This is a genomic window from Streptomyces sp. NPDC060035 (assembly GCF_042736635.1).
Classification (GTDB): domain Bacteria; phylum Actinomycetota; class Actinomycetes; order Streptomycetales; family Streptomycetaceae; genus Streptomyces.
Map to the genome: position 1 here is coordinate 43,854 of NZ_JBHWVO010000002.1, position 25,757 is coordinate 69,610.

17 protein-coding genes are annotated in these 25,757 nt (G+C 70.2%); 7 read left to right on the plus strand and 10 right to left on the minus strand.

All coding sequences use genetic code 11. The annotated features are described in order from the left end of the window. Window positions 1–47 precede the first annotated feature (47 nt). Window positions 48–488, minus strand: coding sequence for an Lrp/AsnC family transcriptional regulator (locus tag ACFWBQ_RS02815; RefSeq protein ID WP_096632408.1), 441 nt, complete (start codon window positions 486–488; stop codon window positions 48–50). Window positions 489–691: 203 nt separating this feature from the next. Here ACFWBQ_RS02815 and ACFWBQ_RS02820 point away from each other — a divergent pair, with 203 nt between their 5' ends. Further along, window positions 692–1,090, plus strand: coding sequence for a hypothetical protein (locus ACFWBQ_RS02820; protein ID WP_385483218.1), 399 nt, complete (start codon window positions 692–694; stop codon window positions 1,088–1,090). Between the two features lie 461 nt (window positions 1,091–1,551). On the opposite strand, the gene ACFWBQ_RS02825 is transcribed toward ACFWBQ_RS02820, so the two are convergent. Continuing rightward, window positions 1,552–2,724: an acyl-CoA dehydrogenase family protein gene (locus ACFWBQ_RS02825; protein ID WP_385483220.1), complete on the minus strand. Its 1,173-nt coding sequence runs from the start codon at window positions 2,722–2,724 to the stop codon at window positions 1,552–1,554. Between the two features lie 347 nt (window positions 2,725–3,071). On the opposite strand from ACFWBQ_RS02825, the gene ACFWBQ_RS02830 reads away from it, so the two are divergent. Continuing rightward, window positions 3,072–4,337 carry a glycoside hydrolase family 18 protein gene (locus ACFWBQ_RS02830; RefSeq protein ID WP_385483222.1) on the plus strand — a complete coding sequence of 422 codons (1,266 nt, stop codon included), beginning with the start codon at window positions 3,072–3,074 and terminating at the stop codon, window positions 4,335–4,337. A 90-nt stretch (window positions 4,338–4,427) separates the two neighbouring features. Here the strand turns inward: ACFWBQ_RS02830 and ACFWBQ_RS02835 are convergent, their stop codons facing one another. The 8 genes from ACFWBQ_RS02835 to ACFWBQ_RS02870 form a co-directional block, all read right to left on the minus strand. Next, a complete protein-coding gene (locus ACFWBQ_RS02835) occupies window positions 4,428–4,577 on the minus strand; it encodes an SCO1431 family membrane protein (RefSeq protein WP_385483224.1) in 150 nt (49 codons plus the stop codon). Between the two features lie 322 nt (window positions 4,578–4,899). Next, complete coding sequence (locus ACFWBQ_RS02840) at window positions 4,900–6,150, minus strand: ATP-grasp domain-containing protein (protein ID WP_385483226.1); 1,251 nt, start codon at window positions 6,148–6,150, stop codon at window positions 4,900–4,902. Then, entirely contained in the window at window positions 6,147–6,314 is a 168-nt protein-coding gene (locus tag ACFWBQ_RS02845) for a hypothetical protein (RefSeq protein WP_385483228.1), read from the minus strand. Before ACFWBQ_RS02845 ends, ACFWBQ_RS02840 begins: the two co-directional genes overlap by 4 nt. An 80-nt stretch (window positions 6,315–6,394) precedes the next feature. Further along, a complete protein-coding gene (locus tag ACFWBQ_RS02850) occupies window positions 6,395–8,251 on the minus strand; it encodes a carbamoyltransferase (RefSeq protein WP_385483230.1) in 1,857 nt (618 codons plus the stop codon). Window positions 8,252–8,325: 74 nt separating this feature from the next. Continuing rightward, entirely contained in the window at window positions 8,326–10,527 is a 2,202-nt protein-coding gene (locus ACFWBQ_RS02855; protein WP_385483232.1) for an iron-containing redox enzyme family protein, read from the minus strand. A 144-nt stretch (window positions 10,528–10,671) separates the two neighbouring features. Continuing rightward, the gene (locus ACFWBQ_RS02860) at window positions 10,672–11,706 is read right to left on the minus strand and encodes an SGNH/GDSL hydrolase family protein (RefSeq protein WP_385483234.1); all 1,035 of its coding nucleotides are present in this window, start codon (window positions 11,704–11,706) and stop codon (window positions 10,672–10,674) included. Between the two features lie 101 nt (window positions 11,707–11,807). Further along, on the minus strand, window positions 11,808–13,034 hold the full coding sequence (locus ACFWBQ_RS02865; protein ID WP_385483236.1) for an MFS transporter: 1,227 nt from the start codon (window positions 13,032–13,034) through the stop codon (window positions 11,808–11,810). A 684-nt stretch (window positions 13,035–13,718) separates the two neighbouring features. Beyond that, complete coding sequence (locus tag ACFWBQ_RS02870) at window positions 13,719–14,438, minus strand: 4'-phosphopantetheinyl transferase family protein (protein ID WP_385483238.1); 720 nt, start codon at window positions 14,436–14,438, stop codon at window positions 13,719–13,721. Between the two features lie 285 nt (window positions 14,439–14,723). Between ACFWBQ_RS02870 and ACFWBQ_RS02875 the strand changes: the two genes are divergently transcribed. From ACFWBQ_RS02875 to ACFWBQ_RS02895, 5 genes are all read left to right on the plus strand, one after another. Next, complete coding sequence (locus tag ACFWBQ_RS02875) at window positions 14,724–16,103, plus strand: hypothetical protein (protein WP_385483240.1); 1,380 nt, start codon at window positions 14,724–14,726, stop codon at window positions 16,101–16,103. Beyond that, a complete protein-coding gene (locus ACFWBQ_RS02880) occupies window positions 16,100–17,452 on the plus strand; it encodes an MFS transporter (RefSeq protein WP_385483242.1) in 1,353 nt (450 codons plus the stop codon). The genes ACFWBQ_RS02875 and ACFWBQ_RS02880 overlap by 4 nt, the downstream gene beginning before the upstream one ends. Before the next feature lie 87 nt (window positions 17,453–17,539). Next, entirely contained in the window at window positions 17,540–21,031 is a 3,492-nt protein-coding gene (locus ACFWBQ_RS02885; RefSeq protein WP_385483244.1) for an amino acid adenylation domain-containing protein, read from the plus strand. A gap of 83 nt (window positions 21,032–21,114) precedes the next feature. Further along, window positions 21,115–25,338 (plus strand): amino acid adenylation domain-containing protein, encoded by a 4,224-nt coding sequence (locus tag ACFWBQ_RS02890; protein ID WP_385483246.1) that lies wholly within the window; start codon window positions 21,115–21,117, stop codon window positions 25,336–25,338. Next, complete coding sequence (locus ACFWBQ_RS02895) at window positions 25,335–25,742, plus strand: cupin domain-containing protein (RefSeq protein ID WP_385483248.1); 408 nt, start codon at window positions 25,335–25,337, stop codon at window positions 25,740–25,742. Before ACFWBQ_RS02890 ends, ACFWBQ_RS02895 begins: the two co-directional genes overlap by 4 nt. The last annotated feature ends 15 nt before the right edge of the window (window positions 25,743–25,757 follow it).

Below are 25,757 nucleotides of genomic sequence, written 5' to 3' on the forward strand. Positions count from 1 at the left end.
CCGGGAACGCGGGTCCGCACTCGCCTCGGAGCAGGTCCGCACTCGCCTCAGATACTGGGAGGGCGCGCCTCGTACGGGGTGGAGAGAACGACCGTCGTACGGGTGGAGACGCCGGCCAGCGAGCGGATCCGGGTGAGCAGGTGCTCCAGCTCCAGGGGGGTGGCGACCCGCACCTTGAGGATGTAGTTCTCGTCGCCCGCGACGCTGTGGCAGGCCTCGAGCTCCGGGACGCCGGCGAGCCGTTCGGCGATGTCGTCGGGTGCGCTCGGGTCGAACGGCTTCACGGAGATGAACGCGGTGAGGGGCAGGCCGACGGCTTCGGGATCGACGACCGCGGCATAGCCGCGGATCACCCCGCGCTGCTCCAGCCTTCGGACACGCTGATGAACGGCCGAGGTGGACAGGCCCGTGGCCTTGCCCAGGTCGGTGTAGCTCATCCGCCCGTCCTTGACGAGCAACTCCACAATCTGACGGTCCAGCTCCTCCATGCGGATCAACCTATGGCCCCAGGTCCCTCCAAGGACAGCGGTAGAGCCTCCGGAACAGCATGTTCGGGGGGCATGTGACGAATGCCACAGGTTTACGGGTAGGTAGCCGACGGCCTCGCGGTTACCGCCTGCTTCCGACGGGAAGTGCTTGCTGTGGTCGAGGCCGTGGCGCCTTGCCGGCCCACCCGAGGGGGGAATATCCCATGCAGAGCCTGAAGCTCACCGGACGTACCGAACCGGAGCCCGTTGATCCCGACGAGGACACCGCTCCCGACGCGTACGACACATTCGAGATGTACCGGGTGATCTGCCCGGACTGCTCCCAGCCGATCGCCCTGCTGGCGGACGAGGACGTCCTGCCCGAGCACGCGCTGTGCCCCTCCCCGTGGAATCCGTTCGTCCTCACCGTGTGCGCCGGCACGAGCCGCGCCGCCGCGGACGCGCGTCCGGCCGATGAGTCGCTCGATGTCCAGGAGCAGGAAACAGCACTGCTGCTGACGCTCCCTCAGGGGCTCGACTGGCGGATGCAGCCCTTCTCGCACGCCGGCGGTCCTGGCTCGCGTCCCCTGCAGGTGCCGCAGATACGGCGTCACGCCGCCTGACGTCCCCTGCGCCGTACATCTCTGCCGCACCACGACGGCGGGCCGTCGTGGTGCGGACAGTTCCAGCGGGCGATTCCGGGGCCGGCACAGGCACCTACACCCTCCGGGGCCCCTGCGTGCACCCTCCTGGGCCCGTGAACCCGAGGAACGGGCGCGCGAATCACCCGGACAGTGACCCGGCGCCCTGCCCGGGCGTTGGCTCTGTATGAGCATGCTGCACTCGACAGCCGGACCGGTTCGCCGCCGCCTTACCGCTCCGACGTCCGAAGAATCGGTTCCTCAGCCCGGCCCGGCGTCCGGGGAAGCGGTGCGGCAGCCCGTGCCGCACACGACCGACCCGCCCATCTACCGGGCCATGCTGCGCCATTGGGAGAGCGCGGGCCGGACGCTGCCGGGCCGCCAGGACCAGGAATGGATCCGGATCGCGACGACACCGGTGTGGTCGGACCGGCCCGTTCGGATCAGCGCGTCTCGGGACCCGCGAGATGCCGGGCGATGACCATGCGCTGGATCTGATTGGTCCCCTCGACGATCTGCAGCACCTTGGCCTCACGCATCAGCCGCTCGACAGGGAAGTCGAGGGTGTAGCCGTAGCCCCCGAGCACCTGGACGGCATCGGTGGTCACCTTCATGGCGGCATCGGTGCAGAACAGCTTCGCCATCGCCGCCTGCCTGGAGAACGGCAGGCCCGCGTCGCGGAGCCGCGCCGCCTCCAGGTAGAGCGCCCGTCCGGCCTCGATCTGGGTGGCCATGTCGGCGAGCATGAAGCGCAGCCCCTGGAAGTCCGCGATGGGACGGCCGAACTGGCGTCGCCCTGTCGCGTATCCGACGGCCTCGTCGAGGGCCGCCTGGGCGACCCCGATGGCGCAGGCGGCGATCCCGAGCCGCCCCGAGTCGAGCGCGGAGAGGGCGATGGCGAAGCCCTGCCCCTCCTCACCGATGCGACGGTCTCCGGAGATCCGTACACCGTCGAAGTGCAGCTGGGCGGTGGGCGAGCCCTTCATGCCCATCTTCTTCTCGGGTAGGGCCGCATTGAGCCCCTCGACGTCCCCCGGGACGAGGAACGCGGTGATCCCGCGGGCCCCCTCCGCCCCCGTCCTGGCCAGAACCGTGTAGAAGTCGGCGATACCGCCGTGCGTGATCCAGGCCTTGGTGCCGGTGAGTACCCAGTCGTCACCGTCCCGTACCGCCTTCGTGCGCAGCGAGGCGGCGTCGGAGCCCGAGGACGGCTCGGAGAGGCAGTAGGCGCCCAGCAGACCGCCCGAGAGCATCGCCGGGAGGTGAGCGGCCTGCTGCTCCTTGGTGCCGTATCCGGCGAGCGCGTGGCAGGCGAGCGAGTGGACGCTGACACCGAGCCCGACGGTGAGCCTGGCCGCGGCCAGTTCTTCCAGCACCTGGAGGTACACCTCGTACGGCTGGTCGCCACCGCCGTGTGCGGAGTCGTACGGCAGTCCGAGCAGTCCGGACTCGGAGAGCAGAGTGAAGACCGCGCGCGGGAAATGGCCCGCTTCCTCCTCCTCCGCCGCCCTGGGAGTGATCTCCTTGGACACGATGTCGCGGACGAGCTCGATGAGCTGCCGGGATTCCTCGGTGGGCAGGCGGCGTTCCACCGGCTGCGGGGCACTGTCGGACATGACGGCGCTCTCCTCCCTGTCGGGCGTTGCGGCGGTCGCGCGCGCGGGGTGTGCGCGGCGCCGCCGGGTGGTCCCGGGCCATGCCCGGAAATCTATGACTCCCCAGCCGATCCTGCCTTCTCGGATCACGAGAGGCGCTGGCCAGCGGCTGTGGCGCGTTGAGTATGCCCGATCGGAGCGCTTGCGTCACCGGGTACCGGGCGTCCTTGATCAGGGAAATTGGTCCGAACCATTGACCCAACTGGTCTAGTCCTTCTACGGTCTCCCCCACTGCCTCATCGCGTCCATGCCAAGTAGATGGATGCGGTCGGCACCCCCACCCAAGCCCTCCCCCACGAGGAGCCACCATGACCGGACTTCACCGTCCCCGCGCCCGTTTCCGGGCGCTCGCCGCGACCCTCTGTACCGCCGCGCTCGGAGCCGCTCTTCTCGGCGTCGCCGGGATCTCGTCGGCCGGTGCGGCCCCCACCGCCTCCGCACCGGCAACCGCCGAAGCCACCCCCACCGCCGCCGGTGACAAGGTCGTCGGATACTTCACCAACTGGGGCGTCTACGAGCGCAATTACCACGTCAGGAACATCGAGACGTCGGGCTCGGCCGACAAGCTCACGCACATCAACTACGCCTTCGGCAACGTCCAGGGCGGCAAGTGCACCATCGGCGACAGCTACGCCGACTACGAGAAGGCATACACGGCCGACCAGTCCGTCGACGGCGTCGCGGACACCTGGGACCAGGAACTGCGCGGCAACTTCAACCAGTTGCGCAAGCTGAAGAAGCTGCACCCGGACCTGAAGGTCATCTGGTCCTTCGGCGGCTGGACCTGGTCCGGCGGCTTCGGAGAGGCCGCGCAGAATCCGGCCGCCTTCGCCGAGTCCTGCTACAACCTGGTCGAGGACCCCCGCTGGGCCGATGTCTTCGACGGCATCGACATCGACTGGGAGTACCCGAACGCCTGCGGCCTGACCTGCGACACCAGCGGCCGGGACGCCTACGGCAACCTTCTGTCGGCACTGCGCACCACGTTCGGCACCGGCAACCTGATCACGTCGGCGATCACCGCCGACGGATCGGACGGCGGCAAGATCGACGCCGTGGACTACGCCGGAGCCGCGAAGCACCTCGACTGGTACAACCCGATGACGTACGACTTCTTCGGCGCGTTCGCGGCCCAGGGGCCGACCGCCCCGCACTCCCCGCTGACCTCCTACCCGGGCATCCCGACGGAGGGCTTCAACAGCGACGCGGCCATCTCCAAGCTCAAGAACCTGGGCATCCCCTCGGAGAAGCTGCTGCTGGGCATCGGCTTCTACGGCCGTGGCTGGACCGGCGTCACGCAGGCGGAGCCCGGCGGGACGGCCACCGGGGCGGCCCCGGGGACGTATGAGGCGGGCATGGAGGACTACAAGGTCCTGAAGAACAGCTGCCCGGCCACGGGCACGGTCGCCGGCACGGCGTACGCCCACTGCGGCACCAACTGGTGGAGCTACGACACCCCTGCCACCATCGCCACGAAGATGGACTACAAGAACCAGCAGGGTCTCGGCGGCACCTTCTTCTGGGAGCTCAGCGGCGACACGGCCGACGGTGAGCTCATCAGGGCCATCAACTAGCCCTGGCAGGGTACACGCACGACAGGGCGGGTCGGGGGTGGGGTGCCGGGCGGGCGCCCCACCCCACCCGTCGTGAGCGGCAGCCGCAGGTCACATGAGTCCGGCCCGGGTGACGGACATGGCGAGCACGACCACGAGGGTCGGGCCCAGGATGTGCTCCAGCGCCTTCGGCCCGTCCTCGGGGCCGCCCGTGCGGGCGCGGCGGGCGTGGGTCGTGTTCTCGGCTGCAGTCGCTGTCATGGCATCTCGCTCGGTCGTTCGGCAGTGGTTCGTCCCCGTGACCCGACCACAGTGCCGGCGCGGCCGGCCTCAGAGGCAGAGACCCGGATCACTCCCGCCACGGCCCGCAGGCCTGGCGGGCGGCTGCCCCTGTCCCGGATCCCCACTGCCGTACGGGATCGGGGACGGGACGGGCGCGGAGGGAGCGGACCGACCGTGCCGGACACCACACCGCGGGCCGCCGCGGGGCACGGACGCGGCAGAGGCCTCCCACACCCCCCTCCGACCTGCCCGTTCACGTCGTAACGCTTCGCCCGCAGTCAGCTGTTCTGCGACGGGGCGCTCAGTAGCGCGGTGCGAGGTGCCCGACTGCGGCCTCGGCGTCCGCCGCGGCCTCGGCTGGGGTCTTCGCGCAGGTCATGACGTGACCGAGGCGCTGATGACTATCGGTGGGCCAGGTGGTGGTTCGACCGGGAACGGCCTTGAGACGGTGTGCGACGACCGTCGGGAACCGTTCCAGGACCGAGGCGTCGGGGACGTCACGAACCGTGCCGTCACGGCCGGCGAGGAAGCGGATGGCGGCTCCCTTGCGGTGAACGGGTTCGAGGTCAGGGCGCTCACCGCTGTGTGCACGGAGGGATTGCTCCAGGAGCGGTATGCCCAGGGCGTGTTCTACGAGGTCGGGGATGAAGTCGCCGCCGGTGCGGGCGTTGATCTCGATGAGGACAGGTCCGCGTGGCGTCAGTTTGGCCTCCACATGTGCGGGGCCGAAGTCGAAACCGATCGCCGCCAGGGCCGAGACCGCGAGCCGGGCAGCTTCCTCGGCCCGGCTCCCCAGCAGGGAGGGGAAGGTGTGACCGAACTCCACGAAGTGCGGGGTGGGACCGAGGAGCTTGTCGGTGACGCCGAGCACCCGGGTCTCTCCGTCGTAGGTGAAGGTCTCCACGCTGACCTCGGGGCCGAACAGGCACTCCTCGACCAGGGCACCCGGAACGCGGGCCTGTCCCTTGGAGTTGACCGTACGGGACGCGATTCCAGCCACCGCGTCAAGTGTCTCCTGGCGTGTGCTGCAGAGGACGACACCGATGCTGGCGGACTCGTCCGTGGGCTTGACCACACAGGGCAGCCCGGTGTCGGCAAGTGCGGCGTCGACCTCCTGCTCGGTGCACACGAAGTGGAATCGAGGCACAGGAACCCCGGCCACCACGCATCGCTGCCGGGTACGCAGCTTGTCCCGGGCGTCGCGGGCCGCGGCAGGGTCCAGTCCGGGCAGCCCGAGCCTGCGGGCGGCCTCGGTGGCGACGGGGACGAAGTACTCCATGACGGTCATGACACCGGAGACCGGAAGACGGTGAGCGCGCAGCTGCTTCTCCACCGCCTCGGCGTCCTGGGTGTCGCAGAGGACGATGTCTGCGGCGAGTTCACGTATCGCTGCGGCGGTCGCCGGGTCGGTCTCGTAGCGGTCGAACCCGCTCGCGAGGAAGAGCGGGCTCAGGCCGAGGCGGCGGGCGAGCCGAAGGGCCTGCACTCCGGTGCCGGTCATATTGGATTCAACGAAAGCGAGCACCTTGGGAGGGTGTTCAGCAAGGGTCATCGTGTGGCGTCCTTCCGGCCCGTGACGGGGCTGTTGGAGGGGATCCAGTAGCTGGCGGCGCGGGGGTCGGGGCGCCGGGCCATGGGGTCCTTGACCAGGCGGGCGATCAGTCCGGCCGGGACGACCACCAGGAGGAAGAGGAGAGAGAGGAGGGGGTGACGCATCTGCGGTCGGTCCTTTCAGGAGCAGCGGTCGCGGAACGTACGGGCGCGTCCGGCTGTGGGACACGCCCGGGCGGGCCCGGTCAGTCCAGGGGGATGGCTTCGCGCCAGTCGTCGTCCTCCTGCCAGGCGGGCTGGTCCTTCTTCTCCAGTACGAAGCGGCCGAGGGCCAGGACATCGATGCCGGTGCGCATGAAGCAGGTCCAGGCGTCCTCGGGGGTGTGGACGATGGGCTCGCCCCGTACGTTGAAGGACGTGTTGACCAGGACCGGGCAGCCGGTCCGTTCCTTGAACGCGGTGAGCAGACGGTGGTACGCGGGGGAGGCGTCGGCGTCAACGGTCTGCACCCGGGCCGAGTGGTCCACGTGGGTGACGGCCGGGATGGTGGAACGCTGGACCTGTAGCAGGTCCAGGCCCTGCGGACCGAGGCCCGCATCGTCCCCGGCGGCCGGGGACGGCTCGATGCGGCGAGACTGCGCCACGGGGGCGACGACGAGCATGTACGGGCTGTCCTGGCCGAGCTCGAACCAGTCCTTGGCGTCCTCGCGCAGTACCGACGGGGCGAACGGCCGGAATGACTCACGGAACTTGATCTTGAGATTCATGGCCGACTGCATTGCGGGATCCCGGGGGTCGCCCAGGATGGAACGGGCACCCAGAGCACGGGGGCCGAACTCCATCCGTCCCTGGAACCAGCCCACCACAGCGCTCTCAGCGAGCCGTCCGGCAACGGTTTCGGCCAGCTCCTCGTCGGATCCGGCCTCGGTCCAGACAGCACCCACACCTTCGAGGTACGCCCGGATCTCGTCATCGGTGAACGACGGGCCGAGCAGCGAGCCCGCCATGGCGTCGCCGCCGGTACCCATGTGGGTGCGGGTCGCACCGCGCTCCAGGGCGACGGCGAGCGCACTGCCCAGCGCGCCACCCGCGTCGCCGGCCGCGGGCTGCACCCAGACCTCGTCGAAGATTCCCTCCTCGATGACCTTGCCGTTGGCGACGCAGTTCAGTGCCACCCCGCCGGCCAGGCACAGCTTGTTCTCGCCGGTGCGCTCGCGAGCGGTGCGGGCCAGCAGGAGCATCACCTCTTCGGTGACCGCCTGCACCGAGGCGGCGAGGTCGAACTCGCGCTCGGTGAGAGGGGACTCCGGAGTACGACGAGGGCCGCCGAAGAGCTTCTCGAAGGCCCGGCCGGTCATGACCTGGCCCGCGAGGTACTCGAAGTACCGCATGTCGAGCCGGAACGAGCCGTCAACCTTGATGTCGATCAGAGTGGAGCGGATCAGGTCGGCGTAGCGGGGAGTGCCGTACGGGGCGAGGCCCATCAGCTTGTACTCACCGGAGTCGACCTTGAAGCCGCAGAAATAGGTGAAGGCCGAGTAGAGCAGGCCGAGGGAGTGCGGGAATCGCAGTTCCTGGAGCGCCTCCAGGGAGTCTCCACGGCCGTGCCAGAGCGTGGTGGTGGCCCACTCCCCGACCCCGTCGACGCAGAGCACGGCCGCGGATTCGTACGGGCTGGGGAAGAAGGCCGAGGCTGCGTGGGACTCATGATGCCGGCGCGGGTGGATCTCCGGCACCCGGCCGAGCCCGAGGTCCGCCAACTCGCGGCGGAGGGTCGTCGTGACGTCCCGCTTCCAGGTCAGCCACTGCGGCAGCGACTCCCGGAAGGCCGCGTGCCCCCGCGGGGCGCCGCCGAGATAGGTGGCGAGAACGCGGCGGAACTTCAGCGCCGGGTCCTCGTAGTAGGCGACCGCCGAGACGTCGTCCAGGGTGACACCTGCCTGTTCGAGGCAGGACCGGACGGCAAGGGAAGGGAAGCCGGCATCGTGGCGCTTGCGGGTGAATCGTTCCTCCTGCGCCGCGGCGACGGGGACTCCGCCGGCGACCAGGGCAGCTGAGCTGTCGTGATAGTAGGCCGAGAGGCCCAGCACCAGGTCCGACATACGAACTCGGTTCCTTTCTGTCCTGCGGTTCCGCTCTTCTGCGTACGAGCGGATACGGCTTGAGGGAGGGCTGGTCAGCGTGGCCGGTGGGTGATCCGGGCACGGCGGTCGGCCAGCCAGGCGGGGAAGGTGCGAGGCGGATTGAGCGAGCGGTACCCCTCGCGGATGCGACGCCAGGCGTCGTGCCGGTGCGAGCTGTGGGAAGGCAGTGCGGACAGATGGCTGTCGATCGCGTCGGCCGCCCAGGCCGAGTGGCCTGTGGCCACGTTGTCGATGGTGTTGTGGATGTCCACGAACCGGGTGCTGAAGCCGTGCTTGCGCAGGCCGAGCCGGGCCCGGCGGTACGTCCCGCCGACGCCGGAAAGCTCCATGGCCAGATTGAGACCGAGGATCTCCGGTTCGAAGGTGACCGGAAAACGGCCGATGGAGAGCCAGTGCACAGGCAGGTCGAAGGAGCTGTCCTCGAAGCCGGACCAGCGGGCGAAATCCTCGGTACCGGTGGGCGGGAGCTCTACTCCCATACCGGCCACCAGCTCTCGGTAGATCAGAGGGTGGTTGAGAGAGGCCTGGCCGTTTCCGAGCTCGTCCCAGTAGGTCTCGAAGAGGGAGAATCCGACCTGGGAAGAGGCCAGCCGGTAATCGGTGAACCCTTGCAGCCAGCCCCCGTCGATCATGGTGAGGGGAGCCAGCTGGACCGTGGACTCGATCAGCTGCTCGCGGGTGGGCAGTCCGGACTCCTCGGACTCCTGGCTCCGGGCGAACTCTGCTGCGTGGCGGTCGTGCTGAGTGCCCAGCCAGGGCCGCAGCCCTTCGGCCGGCCACTCCCTCGGGAGTGGCAGCCCGCTCCGGTCGATCCGGTGCCGGGCCCGTCCGAGCCAGCCGTGAACATAGGCCAGCGCCCACTCCCGCACGGCCGGGGACTGCGCTCGCCGCTGCAGAAGGACATACGCCTCTCGCAGGTCGGCGGGCGGGCGGTCCCCCGTCGGCTCCCCGGCGCCCTCCCCCGGCACCGGGAACCCGAGGTTGCCGGCATCCGGCCTGTCGGGGCACGTACGGGCGGGAGCCGGTCCGGATCCGGCTCCCGCCTTCGTGTCCGTCCCTCGCTCCGGCAGCTCCGCGATCCACTGACGCAGCACTGCCAGGTCGTGCTCACCGAACACACGGAACATCGCCCCGCGTTCGCCGACCAGGCCGGTGACCAGAGGGCTACGGTCCGGCCGGCCCGGACGCACGAGGCGGCTCGCCGCCAGAGCACCGAGCAGCGGCATCGGGTCCGTGCGGGCATCCTCCAGCCAGTCGGCCAACGAGCGCCCGGCCAGCTGGAAGGACTGGTGGTAAACGGCCCCCTCCCGGGCCCGCAGCCGGATCACCTCGGCGGCCTGCCAGGCAGGGTCGAGCATGGCCTCGGCGGTCTCGCGGACCTCCTCGGCCCAGGCGCGCAGCTGGGAGAACGTCCAACGGAAGCCCGCCCGTATCCGTCCGGCAGCCTCCTCCCCGCCCGCCTCGGCGAGCGAGGCCACCGCCGACTCCGCGCCAGGCAGTCCGCCTGCCGGATCCAGTGCTCGCTCCATCCCGGCGTCCAACGCCGCCCAGTCGGCATACCGGTCCCCGGCGACGGCCCGCACCAGCGCGAGCGGCGGCAGCAGCCCCGTCTCGCGCAGGCACAGGTCCGCACCGAGCGTCTCCGGGCGGAAGTCCTCCGGCAGCCGCCCCATCAGCAGCAGCACCGAGGGAAGCACGAAGGCGGAATCTGCGATCCGCCGGTCCAGCGCGGTCCTGGCCGGCGGCTGCGCGTACTCAGCGGCGTCCTGAGCACGGAGCAGCGCCGCGAAGGCGTCGCCCCGCGAGCGGTGCGGGCGCCCGACGCCGACGTCCGAGGCGTACAGGGAGAGCGCGTCGAGTGCGGCCGGCTCGTCAGCGGTAGCCATGCTGGTCGCACCTGCAAGCCACGCCCCGGACATCAGGGCGAGCGGCGCGCACTGCAGCAGGGTCCGGTCGCTGAGACGACGCAAGGTGCCGAGGTCGGGGGCACTGGCGGCCAGCTGCGTGAAGCGGTCGCGTTCGCCGGCTGCCCAGTCGCGGACCTGCTTGCGTAGCGACTCGAGGGATTCCGCACCCTCTTCCGTCCCCGGAAGGCCTACGGTCCCCGCGCGGACACCTGCGACCCACACGACATCGGCCACGGAGCACTCGGGGTCGCATACCAGCGGGTAGAGCTCCCGGGCGCTGTACCCGGGCGCCGAAATCGCTTCTGTGTGTGTGGTGTTCTCTCTCATCGGTGACTTGTCACCCATCAGAACATGGGGTAGATGGAGGCACTGTTGTCCGGCTTCTTCCGCTTCAGCCGCAGTACTTCGAGGATCTTCCGGATGATTCGCATGTGTGTGTCCTTGGGTGAGGGGCATTGGGTGGCAGGCGGTTCAGTGCAGATCCAGCGCGTCGGCCAGCAGACCGGCGACGGTGTCGTGTCCTGAGTCGGTGAAGTGGATCCGGTCGACGAAGGCCCATTCATCGGCGGCGAGCGCCTCGCCGAGCAAGGGATTGAGGTCGAGGAAGTCCACACCTATGCGGGCGCAGCCTTCGCGGAGCATCGCCGCGTAGCGGCGTCCGGCCTCGATGGTGCAGATGTCTCCGTACGCCTGGCTGAAGTTGGCGAGGGCGTCGAGTTCACCGAAGAGCAGTTGCTCCTGCGGTGCGGGACGCTCCCGCACCCAGGGGGCGAGCGGCTGGAGCACGTAGGTGAGTTTCACGCCCGTTCCGCCGGCCAGGAGGCGCCAGTTGTCGAGGTGCCGGACGGTGAGGTCGACGGCGTGGGCGAGTTGTTCATCGAGGCCGGGAACGGTGCTGTCGCGAAGGTCGGGGGAGGGCGCCGAAGCACGGCGGGCGAGCAGTCGGCGCCCTGCGCCGGCCCTCCGCTGCCGCTCTCGCGCCGCGTCGACCTGTTCGTAGTAGTCGTGCTCGTTGAAGAAGGCACCGTTGTCGCCCTGCATCCAGCGTGGCAGCCGGGACAGACCAAGGTTGTTGAAGCCGCTGAGCAGGACGATCTCGTCGACCTGGGGCAGGAGGTGGCGATAGAGGGTGAAGAGCAGCAACTCCTGGGTCGAGTTGAAACTGCGGCCGCCGAAATTGAGCCATGGGGTTGCCTGGGCGTGCTTGCTCCACAGACGGGAAGCGAGGGTGTGCGCGTCGGCGGACGCGCCGATACCGAAGACGGTGGAACTCCCGGCCATCAAACGGACCGGTCCGTCGGCGGGCAGGTCCCCGGCCGAAGCGCGCTGCCCGTCCGGGCCTTCGGAGTACCTGAAGCCGAGGTGGTCGGTGCTGACCGTGTCCGAGACATGGCCGGCCGCATGGAAGTACATCAGGTACGGCAGCCAGCGGATCTCGCCACGGTCGTCGAACTTCTCGGCGTACTGGAGCATCTGTGGAGTGAGCTGTTCGCGGTGAGAGAGCATGGTGACTCCTTCGTCTCGGGGCACAGGAGTGCTGAGGTGGCGGGGCAGGCGCACAACTTGGGCATGGCCCCGAAGTGGTGTCCGGTGGAGGAACGCCGGTGTCAGGCCGGCTGCGGCTCGGCCTGGGCAGCGGGCCGGGTCCGACCGGCCCAGCGGACGACCGGCCCGGCGGACGCCCCCGCCGCCAGGAACATCGCTCCCATCAGGCACCAGCCGGGCCAGCCCCAACCGATGCAGAGCCATGTCAGCAGAGCCGGGCCGAAGGACTCGGCGAACCCCATGCCCATCCCGAAGACGCCCAGATACTGGCCGAGGGCATGCGGCGGGGCCAGGGTGTTGGAGAGTTCGAAACCACCGGCTGCCTGCTGGAGTTCGCCCAGGCTGTGCACGGTGACCGCGAACGCGAGAAGCGCGATCGCGGTGCTGCCCGACGTCCCCGCCGTGGCGGCGACCGCCAGACAGGACAGCATCAGGAACAGGCCGGCGGCCAGCATGGCACGCGCGGCCCGTGGCGGGCTGTCGATCCCCCGGCTGACCCGTACCTGGAAGAGGATGACCAGCACGGTGTTGAAGACCACGGCAGCGGAGACCGTCCACCGGGGGGTCTCCGTGGCGGTGACGATCCACAGCGGCAGGGCCACTGTCAGCACCCGGTACTGAATGGACAGCACTCCGTCGATGAGCGACAGGACCACGTAGGGGCGGTCACGCAGGGCGGCCCATCGCGACGCACGTTCCGCCGACAGCGGAGCGAGCTGCGGCAGCCGAAGGGCTACCAGCAGCGCCGCTGCGAAGCAGAACCCGCAGACGACGACCAGGACCCGGTAAGCCTGTGCTGTGTCCTGGGAGGCCGCCCACCCTGCGACGGCCGCGCCGAGCGCGATGCCCGCGTTGGTCACCGACCGTACGTAGGCCCGTAGTTCCTGCGGTTTTCCGGTGGCGATCCGGTTGATGACCGGGCCGCGTGCCACCAGGAGTGCCGCTTGCGCGGAGGTCGCCACGACCACGACGAACAGCGAATCGGCATAGCCCCTGCAGAGCAGAAAGGCGAACGCCGAAACAGAGCTGGTCGCAAGACTGCACCAGAAGACCAGCCGCGGTCCGAACCGGTCGGCCGTCCGCCCCAGCGGCACACCCGCGAGCACCGACACCAGACCGGCCACGCTGAAGAGCACTCCGGTCTCCACCGCAGGCAGGGATACCGCACGCGTCAGATAGAGCACGCCCGCAGTGAGGAATATCCCCTTCCCCATCGAACTCAACAGCGTGGTGCCCGCAAGCGTGCGCTCCGCCCCGGAAGCGGGAAGGAACTTTCCCGAAAAGAACATGGCTCCCCCTCGAATATTAGGCAGCGGATTGCGTCCGGTTCTTGAAAGAGGTGCAGAGGTGCGCAAAAGATATAGACGTGCCCGCGTGGCATCTGCAATCCCATAGAGCGTGGGACTCTGCCGATGCGAAGCTCAATACAACCTGACGCGGACGCACGAATTCGGCGAGCCACAAGCTAGCAAGATCAGAAACCCCGGTCCAGAGGGAACCAGCATGCGAGACGGTAACTCGGCGTACACGCGCAATACTTGACGGTTGATCACATCTGCCGACAGATCGGGCGAATCGTTACTTTTCATAAAGCGAAAAGATGCGGGGCGGGAAAAGCTGCCCCCTACATATTCCCTCTGCCCGAGTCCATTCAAAATGCAACGAGCGGTTCGGTTGCAACGGGCGCCAGGGTGCACTTTTGCCCACATATTGGGTACGTGAGCGAGCTCGTGAGGATGTCCCGGGCATCGGCCGAAGGCAGGCGCTCGATGAGGCGGAAATAGGCCGCCGCAGCTTCTTCCGGAACAGGCAACAACCCCTACGTCATCGCCGGTTACCCATGGCCCCGCACGTCCGCCGAACCCTCGAAGAGGAATCCCGATGAGGTTGTCGAACCCGTGGCCGACCGCCGCGAACAAAGGGATCCGGAAGGCATTCGAGCTCCAGCGGACCCGCTCCCGCTCTTTGGGGTGTCAGCGCGCCACGACGACAGCGACCGCGGCGGCGTACCCGTCGTCCACGGCGACATCGCCGATCGCCCAGCCCGGCGGTCCGGCCACGGCATCCGGCGCCGTCCCCAGATAGTCCAGGGAGGGGGAGCGCCCCAGACCGGTACCCAGCCCCTTCAGGTAGGCCTCCTTGCGCGCCCAGGTCCGGGCGAACGCGGCCGGCCGGTCCGCAGCGTCGAAGGCGCCCAACTCGGCTGCCTCCCGGGGGTGGAGGGCCGAACCGACCTCCTCGGCGACCGGGAGTGCGGGGACCGCCTCGATGTCCACGCCCACCGGTGTCGCGGCGAAGGCCAGCAAGCAGAGCCCACCGGTGTGGGAGAGGGAGAAGTGGAGGGGGTTGCCCCGCACGACGGGACGGCCGTGGAGCTGCCGGCACGAGACGCATGGCTTGCGCGCCAACGGGACTTCGCCGGGCGGGAGTTCCAGATAGGCGCCGAGCAGCATCCGCAGCCCCACATGCCCCGCCAGATAGGTGTCCCTGTCGACGTCCTTCCGGAAGGCCGCCGCCCGCTCCTGTTCGTCGGAATCGAGCACGGAGGAGGCCAACCCGGCTGCCACAGTGCGGAATCGATCGGACCGTACGAGCCACAGCGAGGGCCCGCTTTCCTCCCCCGGCACCCGCAGCGGCTCGCCCCCGATGCCGCCCCCGAACTCCACGGGCCGACGCGTCGCACTGGTCGTCATCCGCGCAGCATACAACCGCACCGGAAAAACGTTCTTTTCAGGAAAACCCATGACAAACGCACCGAGGTCCACGTAGTGATATTTCTCGGTTGAGTGCGGCTGACCTGCAAATATTCACGGGCTCTCCCGCACTTCACGAATTTCCTCTACTCCAACCTCCGTCAGCCCGGGACATGTTCCGATGGTGAAGATCACCGCCGCCATTGTGGCGATAGTGTTTCGTCCAGCGGCTGGGGGGACGCGAACCCTCCACGTGTGGTAGTGCGATCAGGAATACGTGGGGGCATGGAAAGAAGAAGTCTCGGTTCGCACCGTCATTCACTGGACGTCTGGAACGAACTCCCCCAATCCTTCAGGGACGGCGTCCTGGGTGGGTCCACCACCGAGGCACGGAGCGTCCATGACGGGATCAACGGCTCCAAGGGGGCGTGGCGCCCTCTGCGTCCCACCTTCGTCGACCGGGCCCACTACGACGAGCTGGGGCACGTTTCCGCACGTCTGATGCGCTTGATCCTTGATTCCTGCCGCCGTCGGGCCACCACCGCCGGCGAACTCCAGGACGTCCTGGGAGTGAACGGGACCGACACCCCGCTGCTGTCCCGCGCGGAGCTCCTCGACGAGCACCTGCTCGTCGCGGCGCGCCCCGACATCGTCTATCGATCCGGGGTCCCGTGGTTTGTTGAATTCAATATCGACGGGGCGCTCGGCGGAACACTCCAGGCGGACCTGCTCGCCTCACGATTCCGTGACCTCTATCGCCCGCTTCCCGGCGGGGACCGTATCGACGCACCGCCTTCCGCCGTGGATTCCCGTTTCGCCCACATCCGTAACTCATTGGAGCTTTCCGAAGGCTCCCGGGTCGCCATTCCCGTGTTCCGCAAGGGCGCAGCACCCGGTCTCGAGGATCCCGACGCCTTTCTCGCCTGGCTGGCCCCGATGTGCGAGAGCGGCCGGCGGCACGGAATGGACACCGTTGCCTGCCTGATGGACCATCTGGAGACCGACGAGCACGGCGTCCTGCTGCTCGACGGACAGCGGGTGGACGCGGTGTTCCGGCTCTTCCTCAGCTTCGACCAGCCTGCGAGCGAGGGCCTCGACGCCCTGATCCGCGCCGTGCGCGCCGGGCAGGTGCGTATGCACACCTCCGAGGCCACCTGGCTGCTCAGCGACAAGACCACGATGGCCTGGCTCTGGGCGGACAAGGAGTCGCTGCCGGAGGCCGACCGGTTGCTCATCGAACGTCATCTGCCCTGGACGGCCCTCTTCCCCGCTCCCGGCCCCGAGGGCGACGAACTGCTGCGGCACGCCCTGACGCACCGCGCGGAACTGGTCCTCAAGCCCAGCGGCGGATACGGCGGCACCGGCGTGGTCCTCGGCCCCGACGTCTGTGACGAGGAGTGGCGGGACGCGCTGGAGCGCGCGGAGCGGGAGGGACACCACATCCTTCAGCGCCACGTGACGCCCGACCGGCTCGCGCTGGACTTCTACGACCAGGAGACCGGCGCGGTCGAGCACGCGGAAGTGCCCTTCGTCCTGGGCCCGTTCATGTTCGGCGGCGCCCCCTCGGGGGTGCTGGTCCGGCACGGTGTCCCCGGCGGCGGTCCGGTCCTCAACGCGCATCACGGAGCACTGATGAGCTCTGTCCTGCTCGTGGACCGATGTTGAGCGCGCTCCGGAGGGGACGGGAAACCCCGGGGAACGAGCGACTCGGCTCGCCGTTCCGGCTCTTCCAGTCCGCCGTGGTCTCCTCGGACCTCGCGGACGGCATCTACAAGATCGCGGTCCCGCTGCTGGCCCTCGGGATCAGCCGCTCCGCGCTCGCGGTGACGGTGGTGGGCCTCGCTGTCCGGCTGCCCTGGCTGATCGCCACCCTCCCGGCCGGGGTGATCGCGGACCGGTACGCGCCGCGTACCGTGATGCGCTGGGCCTCGGCGGTCCGGCTGCCGATGGTGGCCGTGATGTGCGCCCTGGCCGCGACCGACCGGCTGTCCTTGTGGGCACTGGTGGTCACCGCCTTCCTCATCGGCTGCGCGGGCAACTTCGTCGACGTGGCCGCCCAGTCCCAGCTGCCCCGGCTGGTTCCGGTGGGTCAACTCCCCCGGGCCAACGCCTCCTTGCAGTCCACCCAGATGTTCCTGGCGCAGCTGATCGGCCCCGCCCTCGGCGGCTACGTGGCAGCACTGGGATCGGGCGGCGGACTCGCCGTCGTGGTGGCCCTGTACGTGATCACCGTCTGGGCGCTCGGGCTGCTGCCCGCGGCTGTCCTGGAGGCGAGCCACCAGCAGCCGGCGCAGACATCCGAGGCCCCCGAGGGCAAGCGGCGTTCGTCGCTCCGCTCGCTGGTCGGCGAACTCGGTGAAGGCCTTCGCTACTTCCGCGACCGCCGGGACCTCGCCCGGCTCGCGACAGCGGCCGCCGTCAACAACCTCTCGTACTCGATGTGCCTGACCATGCTGCCGCTCTGGGCCGTGGCGCCCGGACGGCTCGGACTCTCCGAGACCGGATACGGCCTGCTGCTCACCTGCCTCGCGGTCGGCAGCATTCTCGCCGGTACGGTGACCGGCCGCGTCCTGAAGATGCTCGGAGACGGGCCGGTCATGCGGGTCGGGGCGCCGCTGCTCGGCGTCTGCTTCCTCTCCTTGGCAGTGCCCAGCGTGCCGGTCGTCGCCTTCGGTCTCTTCGCGTACGGGCTGGTGTCCATGGTCTGGAACGTGGCGGTGGTCTCCTACCGCCAGGCGACCATCCCGCTGCCCCTCTTCGGCCGGGTCAACGCCGCCTACCGGTGGCTGACCTGGGGCGTCATCCCGTTCGGCTCGCTGATCGGCGGCGCGCTCGCCTCGACCGCCGGTATCGCCTGGGTCTTCCTGATCGCCGGCACGCTGCCCCTGATCGCGGCGGCCCTGCTACCCCCGCCCCGGCCTTCGGCCGCGGCCGGACGGACCGGCGAGCCTGCGGACGCACCCGCCGAGGCACCCGCCGACCGGGCCGACGCGTCCCGCACGGCACTGGACTGACCTGCCCGAGGCACGCCGGTCCGCCCGTCAACTCTCCTCATCCCGTTACCCATTCCGCACCGACCATACGGAAAATGGTGTCCACGCATGTCGTTCCTGCATGACCTGCTCACGGCGCAGGCCACGTCGGCTCCCACCCACATCGCTGCCCTCCACGGGGACTCGTCGACCTCCTATGCCCAGGTGGAGAGGGAGGCGGACCGGATCGCGGCGGCTCTCGTCGCCGAGGGCGTCCGTCCCGGCAGTCGTGTCGGTCTGCACATGTCACGCTCCCTCGCGCTGCTCCCCGCTCTCTTCGGTGTGCTGCGCGCCGGCGGCGTCTGCGTTCCGGTCGACCCGGAGGACCCGGCCGACCGCCGCTCCACCATCCTTGAGTACTCGGGCGCCGAACTCGTCCTCACCGAGCGGGCCCTGCTCGACGAACCCGCACCGGACGGAGCCCGTGCGCTCGCCGTCGAGGACCTGCTCGACGGCGACGCCGGGCTGCTCGCCGGAACGGTCGAACTCGCCCCGGACGCGTTGGCGTTCATCTTCTACACCTCCGGCTCCACCGGTACGCCCAAGGGCGTGATGCTCACCCACCGTGCCCTGCTCAGCGGCCAGAAATGGCTCCAGAGCACCTTCCCGCTCCAGCCGGGCGACCGCCAGCTGCTGCGTACCACCCTCAGCATCACCAACCTGGTCCGCGAGGTGTTCTGGCCCGTGCTCTCGGGCGGCGCTGTGGTCATCGTCCCGCCCGGCGACCACAAGGACCCCGACCGCTTGGTGGAGCTGATCAACAGCGGCGGCGTGACGACCCTGATGGTCGTCCCTGCACTGTTGTCCGGCATCCTGGAAAACCCCGCCTTCGCCGCCAACACCTCGCTGAAGTACGTCTTCTGCAGCAGCGACGTGATGCCCGGCGCTCTGCCGGAGAAGTACTTCGCCACCGGCCTCCCCGCCCGGCTGTTCAATGTCTACGGCCTGACCGAGGCCCTCTACAGCACCTACTGGGAGTGCCTGCCCGGCGCCGTGTACGACGGCTTCGTCCCGGTCGGCCACCCGGCCGAGCTGACCCCCCAGGTACTCGACGCCGGCCTCGCCCCGGTCGCGCCGGGCGAGACGGGCGAGCTGTGCCTGGCCGGCGTCGGCATCGCCGAGGGCTACGACCGGCTGCCCGAGCTCACCGCCGCGAAGTTCGCCGAGACCGCGCAGGGCCGGGTGTTCCGGACCGGCGACCTGGCCCGGCAGTCGGAGGACGGCTGCCTCGAACTCCTCGGCCGGATGGACGACCAGGTCAAGATCGCCGGTTACCGGGTGGAGCTCGGCGAGGTCGAGGCCCGGCTCCTGGAGGTCCCCGGTGTCACCGGAGCCGTCGCCTCCGGCCTGCGCGGCGCGGGCGGACACCAGCGCCTGGTCGCCCATCTGACCTGTACCGACGAACCGCCGACCGCCGCCGCGATCCGTGCCCATCTGACCGACCGGCTGCCGTACTACATGGTCCCGGCCGCCTTCACGGTCATCGACGCGATCCCGCTGACCCACAACGGCAAGGTGGACCGCCGCTCCCTGCACGAGCTGCAGGGAGCCCACCTGGACCTGGCCGAGGAGTACACGGCCGCGCGCAACGAGCTCGAGAGCTACCTGTGCACGCTGTGGTCCGAGACCCTGGAGCTGCCGGCCGTCGGCATCCACGACAACTTCTTCGCACTGGGCGGCGACTCCATCCAGGGCTTCCTGATCAGCGCCAAGGCGAACCGCGAGGGCATCAGCCTGAGCGCCACCCAGGTCTTCGTGACCCCCACCGTCGCGGAGACTGCCGCCTTCATCGAGGAGCAGCGCCGCACCCGGCCCGGGCTGACCGAGTCCTTCACCCCGGAGGGCTTCACCCTCGCGGACGAGGACCTCGCCGCGGTGCGCGCGTCCGCTGCAGACCTCGACGGCATCGAGGCGGTGTACCCGCTCACCGAGATGCAGAAGGGGATGCTCTTCCACTCGCTGCTCGACCCGGACTCCGGTGTGTACTTCGAGCAGTTCCTGTACGCGGTCGACGGCGAGGTCGACCTCGACGCCTACCACCAGGCCTGGCAGCAGGTCGTCGACCGGCACGAGATCCTGCGGGTCTGGATCGCCACCAAGGGGCTGTCCGAGCCGCTCCAGGCCGTGCAGAACACGGCCGAGCTGGGCTGGACGGTGCTGGACTGGTCCGGCCGTACCGAGGCGGAGCAGGCCGAGCTCCTGGAGGGGTACCTCGACGAGGACCGGCGCCGGGGCTTCGCGTACGACCGGGCGCCGCTGTTCCGGCTGACCCTGGTCCGGCTCGGCGCCACCTCGTACAAGCTGGTGATGAGCTACCACCACCTGATCCTCGACGCGTGGTCGCTCTTCGTCCTGCTGCGCGACTCGCTGGAGATCTACCACTCGAAGCTGGAGGGGCGGCTGCCCGAGCTCCGGCCGACGCGCTCCTTCGGCGACTACGTGGCCTTCCTGGAGCAGGAGGACATCGCGGGCGCCCGCGACTACTGGATGAACCGGCTGGCCGGCTTCCGCCGTCCGACCGTCATCGGCCGGTCCGCGCAGCTCGGCCTCTCCGCCAGCTCGCAGGAGATGCACGCCGAGGCACGCCTCGACCTCGGCGAGGAGCTGACCGAGCGGCTCCTCGCCTTCGGCCGCGCCAACCAGCTGACCCTCAACTCCCTGGTACAGGGCGCCTGGGCCGTGGTCGTCGGCGGCTGCAGCGGCCAGGACGACGTCTGCTTCGGCATCACCATCACCCACCGTCCGGTGGCGCTGGCCGGTGTCGAGGACATCGTCGGCATCTTCATCAACAGCCTCCCGATGCGGGTGGGTCTGGAGCCGGAGCAGCCGATCGGCCGCTGGCTGCAGCAGATCCAGCGCACCCAGGTCGCTGCGCGCTCGCACGACCACTACCCGCTGCCGTTGATCCAGCAGCGCACCGACCTGCCGAGCGGCCAGCCGCTCTTCGAGTCGCTGCTGATCTTCGAGAACTTCCCCCGGGGCACCGGCTGGTCCGGGCGGGGCGGTGTGAACGTGCGTCAGGAGCGCTACGTCGGCTGGACGAACTACCCGTTCGCCATCGAGGCGATGCCCGAGGAGCAGCTGTTCTTCCAGGTCAAGTACGACCTGGCGTTCTTCGACGCGGAGTCGGTGGACCGCATCCTGGGGGCCTTCCGCGGCGTCCTGGAGTCCATAGCCGACGGCGGTACGGAGTCGGTGGGCAAGCTCGCGGAGCACATCGCGGCCAACCGTCCCGGGCCGGCGGCCGAGCCGCTGCCCGAGGGCGCGGCCGCGCGGGCGCTGTTCCCGGCGCGCGGCACCGCCGCGACGTCCGAGATCGCGACGGCGCCGAGCACCGAGGACGAGATCGCGCTGGCCCGGATCTGGGCTCAGGTACTCCAGGTCGAGCAGGTCGACATCCACGCGGCGTTCCTGGCGCTCGGCGGCAGTTCGCTGGCGGCCATGCGGCTCGTGGCACTCGCCCAGGCGGAGGGCTTCGACTTCGAGCTGAGCGAGCTGTTCACGGAGAACGGCACCGTCCACCGGCTCGCGGCGGACGAGGCCGACGGCACGCGGCGGTAGCCGCACCCGCCGGGGAGCGGCGGTCCCGCCGGGTGCGGGACCACAGGGGCGACGACGGACACAGGTCGGAAAGGGACGGCACGGTGGAGTACACACGGTTGGGTACGGAGGAGCAGGGCACGCCCGCGCTCCTTCATGAGCTGGCCGAACACGGCGTCATGGTGCGGTACCGCCGTGGCCGGCTGTCCGTCGACGCCCCGCCGGACACCCCTGAGGAACTCCTCGGCCGCCTCACGGCCGACGAGGTGCCCGTACTGAAGGCGATCGCCGCCCACCCCGGCCTTCCCGGCCCCCGCGTTCCCGTAGGGGACGCGGGGGGCCGGCAGGGTGCGGCCTCGCGTCCCTTCCCGCTGACCGACCTCCAGAGCGCCTACCAGGTCGGTGAGTCGGATTTCCCGCAGCTGGCCACCCCTGCCTACATCGCGCATGGCTTCGAGGTCCCGGACTTCGAGGCCGGGCGCTGGCGTGCGGCGCTGCGCGCGGTTCTCGCCCGGCACGAGATGCTGCGTTGCGCGGTCGACGGGGACGGCCTCCAGCGGGTCGTCCCGCTCGACGACGCCTGGGGACCGGTCCATGCGGACTGGCGCCACCTGGATGCCGTGGAGGCCCGTGAGGCGTTCCACCGGGAGCGGGAGTCGGCGGCCGCGCTGCTGCCCGCCCTCGCCGACGGTCCCCAGCTGGGCTGCGCGGTGTACTCGGCCCCGGGTACTACGTTCGTCCTGCTGTGCCTGCGGCTGTTCGTCCTGGACGCCCGCTCGATCGGGCTGGTCTGCCGGGACCTGGCCGACGCCTACGAGGGCCGGGCGTTCGAGGATGCGCCCGTACCCTCCGGCTACTTCGCACAGTACGTAGGTGCCATCGGCGGACACCGGGACAGCCAGGCCTACCGCAACGCGGTCGCGCACTGGCAGCGGCGGGCGCCCGTCCTGCCCGGCCCGCCGGCGCTCCCGGCCCTCCCCCGCCCCGCCGAGGCCCGGTTCGCCCGGGTCCGGCACCGGCTGCCCGCGCCTGCCTGGGAGCGGCTGCGGGAGAGGGCCCGTACCGCGGGCCTCTCGGCGAACAGCGTGCTCTGCGCCTCCTACGCCGAGGTGTTGCGCCGCTGGTCGGGCCAGGGGTCCTTCTCCGTCACCGTTCTCGTCGCCACCCGCGGCATGCTGGCGGTGGACCCGCAGGGGACCCATCCCGCCCTGGGCGCCTGCGTGGGGAACTTCGGCAGCACGCTGCTGCTCGAGTGCGACGGCACGGGCGGCTCCTTCGCCGAACGGGCCACCACGCTCCAGCGGCGGCTGATGACGGACCTTCCGCATGCCTGGCTGTCCGGCGTCGAGCTGGCACGCCGCGCCCGTCGGCACCGTCCCGGCGCCGCGGTGGGCAGCCCATTCGTCTTCGCCTCGGGTCTCGACGACACGAAGGCCGACGCGCTGCCCCCGCATCTGCGGGCCAAGGGCTGGGACCTGGTCTTCAAGTCGATGCACACCCCGCAGGTTCTGCTCGACCACCAGGTCTCGGAGGAGGACGGGGAGCTCGTCTGCACCTTCGACCATGTGGCCGAGGCGTTTCCGACGGGCCTGGTCGAGGAGCTGGCAGCGGCCCACGCCGACCTGCTGCGCCGACTGGCCGAGGAGGAGACGCTCTGGTCCGACCCGCACGTACCCCCGCTGCCCGACGCCCTGCTGGCGGCCCGCGGGTCCGCCAACAGCACCGCGCACAGGTTCTCCGGCGGCGGGGTCCTGGACGGGCTGCGCGAGGGGGCGTCCCGTACCCCCGACAGGATCGCGTTCCACGGCACGGACGGGGAGATCACCTACCGCGAGGCGGCGGACCGCGTGACGCACACGGCGGCCGCGCTGACCGCGTCCGGCACGGTCCGGGGCGAGCTGGTCGGCGTACTGGCGCGCAAGAGCCCCGGCCAGTACCTCGCCGCACTGTCGGTGATCGCCGCCGGAGGGGCCTATGTGCCGCTCGGCGTGGACTGGCCGCCGGCCCGCGTCGACGCGCTGCTCGGCCGGCACGGCATCGGCCGGGTGCTGGCCGACGCGGAGGGCACGCGGCTCCTCGCGGAGCTGGAGCGGCCCGTCACCACGCTCGGCATCGAGGGACCCGAACCGTCGGGAGAGCCGGGGCCGCTGCCGGTGCCCGCGCCCGACGACCTCGCGTACGTCATCTTCACCTCGGGTTCGACCGGCGTCCCCAAGGGCGTCGCGATCCCGCACAGCGGTCTGCTCAACACCGTCCAGGACATGGTCGAGCGCTTCCACGTCGGGCCGGACGACCGGCTGCTGTCGCTCTCCGAGCTGCACTTCGACCTGTCGGCCTTCGACCTGTTCGGCGGTCTGTGCGCCGGTGGCACCGTCGTGGTCCCGCCCTGCGGCTCCCGGCCCGACCCCGATCTGTGGGCACACTGGGTCCGGCAGAGTGGCGCCACGGTCTGGAACACTGTTCCGGCGCTCCTGGAGATGCTGCTCGACCACCTCGGAGAGCGGGCCGCCGACGCGCTCGGCGGGCTACGGCTTGTCCTGCTCAGCGGCGACTGGATCCCGCTGGGCCTGCCCGAACGCGTCAAGCGGGCCGCCCCCGAGGCCGAAGTGATCGCCCTGGGCGGGGCGACCGAGGCCTCCATCTGGTCCAACTACCATGTCGTGGACCGGATCGACCCGTCCTGGAAGTCCGTCCCGTACGGGCTGCCGCTCGCCAACCAGCGCTACCACGTCCTCGACGCGGACTTCGCGGACGTGCCGCACTGGGTGCCCGGCGAGCTGTTCATCGCCGGCGACGGGCTCGCCACGGCGTACTACGGCCGACCGGAACTCACCGAGGCCCGCTTCCCCTGTCACCCCCGCACCGCTGAACGCCTGTACCGGACCGGCGACCACGCCCGCTACTGGCCCGACGGCACGCTGGAATTCCTCGGCCGGGTGGACAGCCAGGTCAAGGTGCGCGGCTACCGGGTGGACCTCCTGGAGGTCGAGCAGCAGCTGGCGGCGCAACCCGGCGTCCGGGCGGCTGCCTGCGTCGTCACCGGTACCGGGGCCGCCAGCCGCCTGATCGCCTTCCTCGTGTCCTGCTCGCTCGACGAAGGGGCCTCGGACGGCGGTACGGTCCTCGACCCGGCGGCGCTGCGTGCGCGGCTCGGCGCAGCCCTGCCCTCGTACGCGGTGCCCAGCGCTTTCCATGCCGTCCCCTCACTGCCGTTGACCGCCAACGGCAAGCGGGACGCGCGGGCGCTGCTCGCCCTCGCCGAGGAGCACGCGGCGCGGGACGAGGGCTCCGGCCGCGGCGGGACATCGGGCCGTCCGCCGCGCACCGAGAGGGAGGCGGCGCTCGCCCGGCTGTGGCAGGAGGTCTGTGGCACGGCCGTCCGCTCGGTCGACGACGACTTCTTCGCCAGCGGTGGCAGTTCGGTCTCCGCCGTGCGCCTCGTCCGCCGGATCGGGGAGGAGTTCGGGGTACGGCTGCCGCTGTCCAGCCTCTTCGAGGCGAGCACGATCGCCGGTCAGTGCGCGCTGCTCGACCAGCGCGTCGACGGGCTGCTCGTGCCGATCAGGCCGGCGGGCGGGACGGCCGTGGTGCTCGTCCACCCGGTGGGCGGACATCTCCTCGGCTACCGCGCCGTGATCGACGCACTGCCCGCCTCGTACGCGGTGTACGGCCTGCAGTCACCGCCTTCGGACGAACTCCCCGCCACTCTTGATGAGTTGGCGGCCGAGTACGCGACCGCGCTCATGGCCCTCAACCGTCCCGTCCATCTGCTGGGCTGGTCGATGGGCGGCGTCCTGGCGGCGGAGACCGCCCGCCGTACGGACCTCTTCCAGCCGCTCTCGCTGACCCTGGTGGACAGCTTCGTGGCCGCCGCCGATGGCGATGGCGTGGACCTCGACGAGTCCCGCGCCGCCGCCGCCTTCTTCACCGACCACCTCGGGCAGGGGGACGGTCCCGCCCCGGAGATCTCCGTACCCGCCGACTGCCCGGACCCGTTCGCCCACCTCGCCGCGACCCGTCTGCCGGACGAGCCGCCGGAGACCCTGCGCGACCTCTACGGCCAGTACCGCGCCCTGTACCGGCTGCTGCTCGGCCACCGGCCGCGGCCGCTGCCGCAGAACTGCCCGCTCCTGGTCGTACCGGCCGAGCGGGAACACCCCGACGCCTTTCGGGGGCTGACGCCGCTGCACCGGCACCCGGCCGGCCTCGTCCCGCCCGGCGCGACCGTCCGGCCGCTGCCCGAGACGCACTACTCGGTGGTCCGCGGGGCGGCCGCCCGGCTCCTCGCGGAACACCTCCACACCCAGATATCGAAGGGATCGGCATGACCAGCAGAACGATCAAGGACATCGTGGTCTTCGGCGAGTCCGAGCCGGAGAACGTACGGAACGTCAAGAAGGGCCCGGACCGCTGGATCTCCGGCGAGCTGGCCATCACCAACACCCTGCACTTCACCAGCCCCGACGGCGCCTTCACCTCGGGCATTTGGGAGAGCACTCCGGGCAAGTTCCGGGCGGTGTACGAGGAGGACGAGTTCTACCACATGCTCCATGGCCGGGTGGTCATCGCCGACGACGAGGGCAACGCCCGCACGTTCGTCCCCGGGGACACCATCGTCGTCCCCGCCGGATTCACCGGCACCTGGGAGGTCCTGGAGCCGACCAAGAAGTTCTATGCCCACTACCGGCCGGTCGACGACGGCCGGACCGGCCCCGCCGTCCAGGCCGGCTGAGCCGGCGGATAGGGA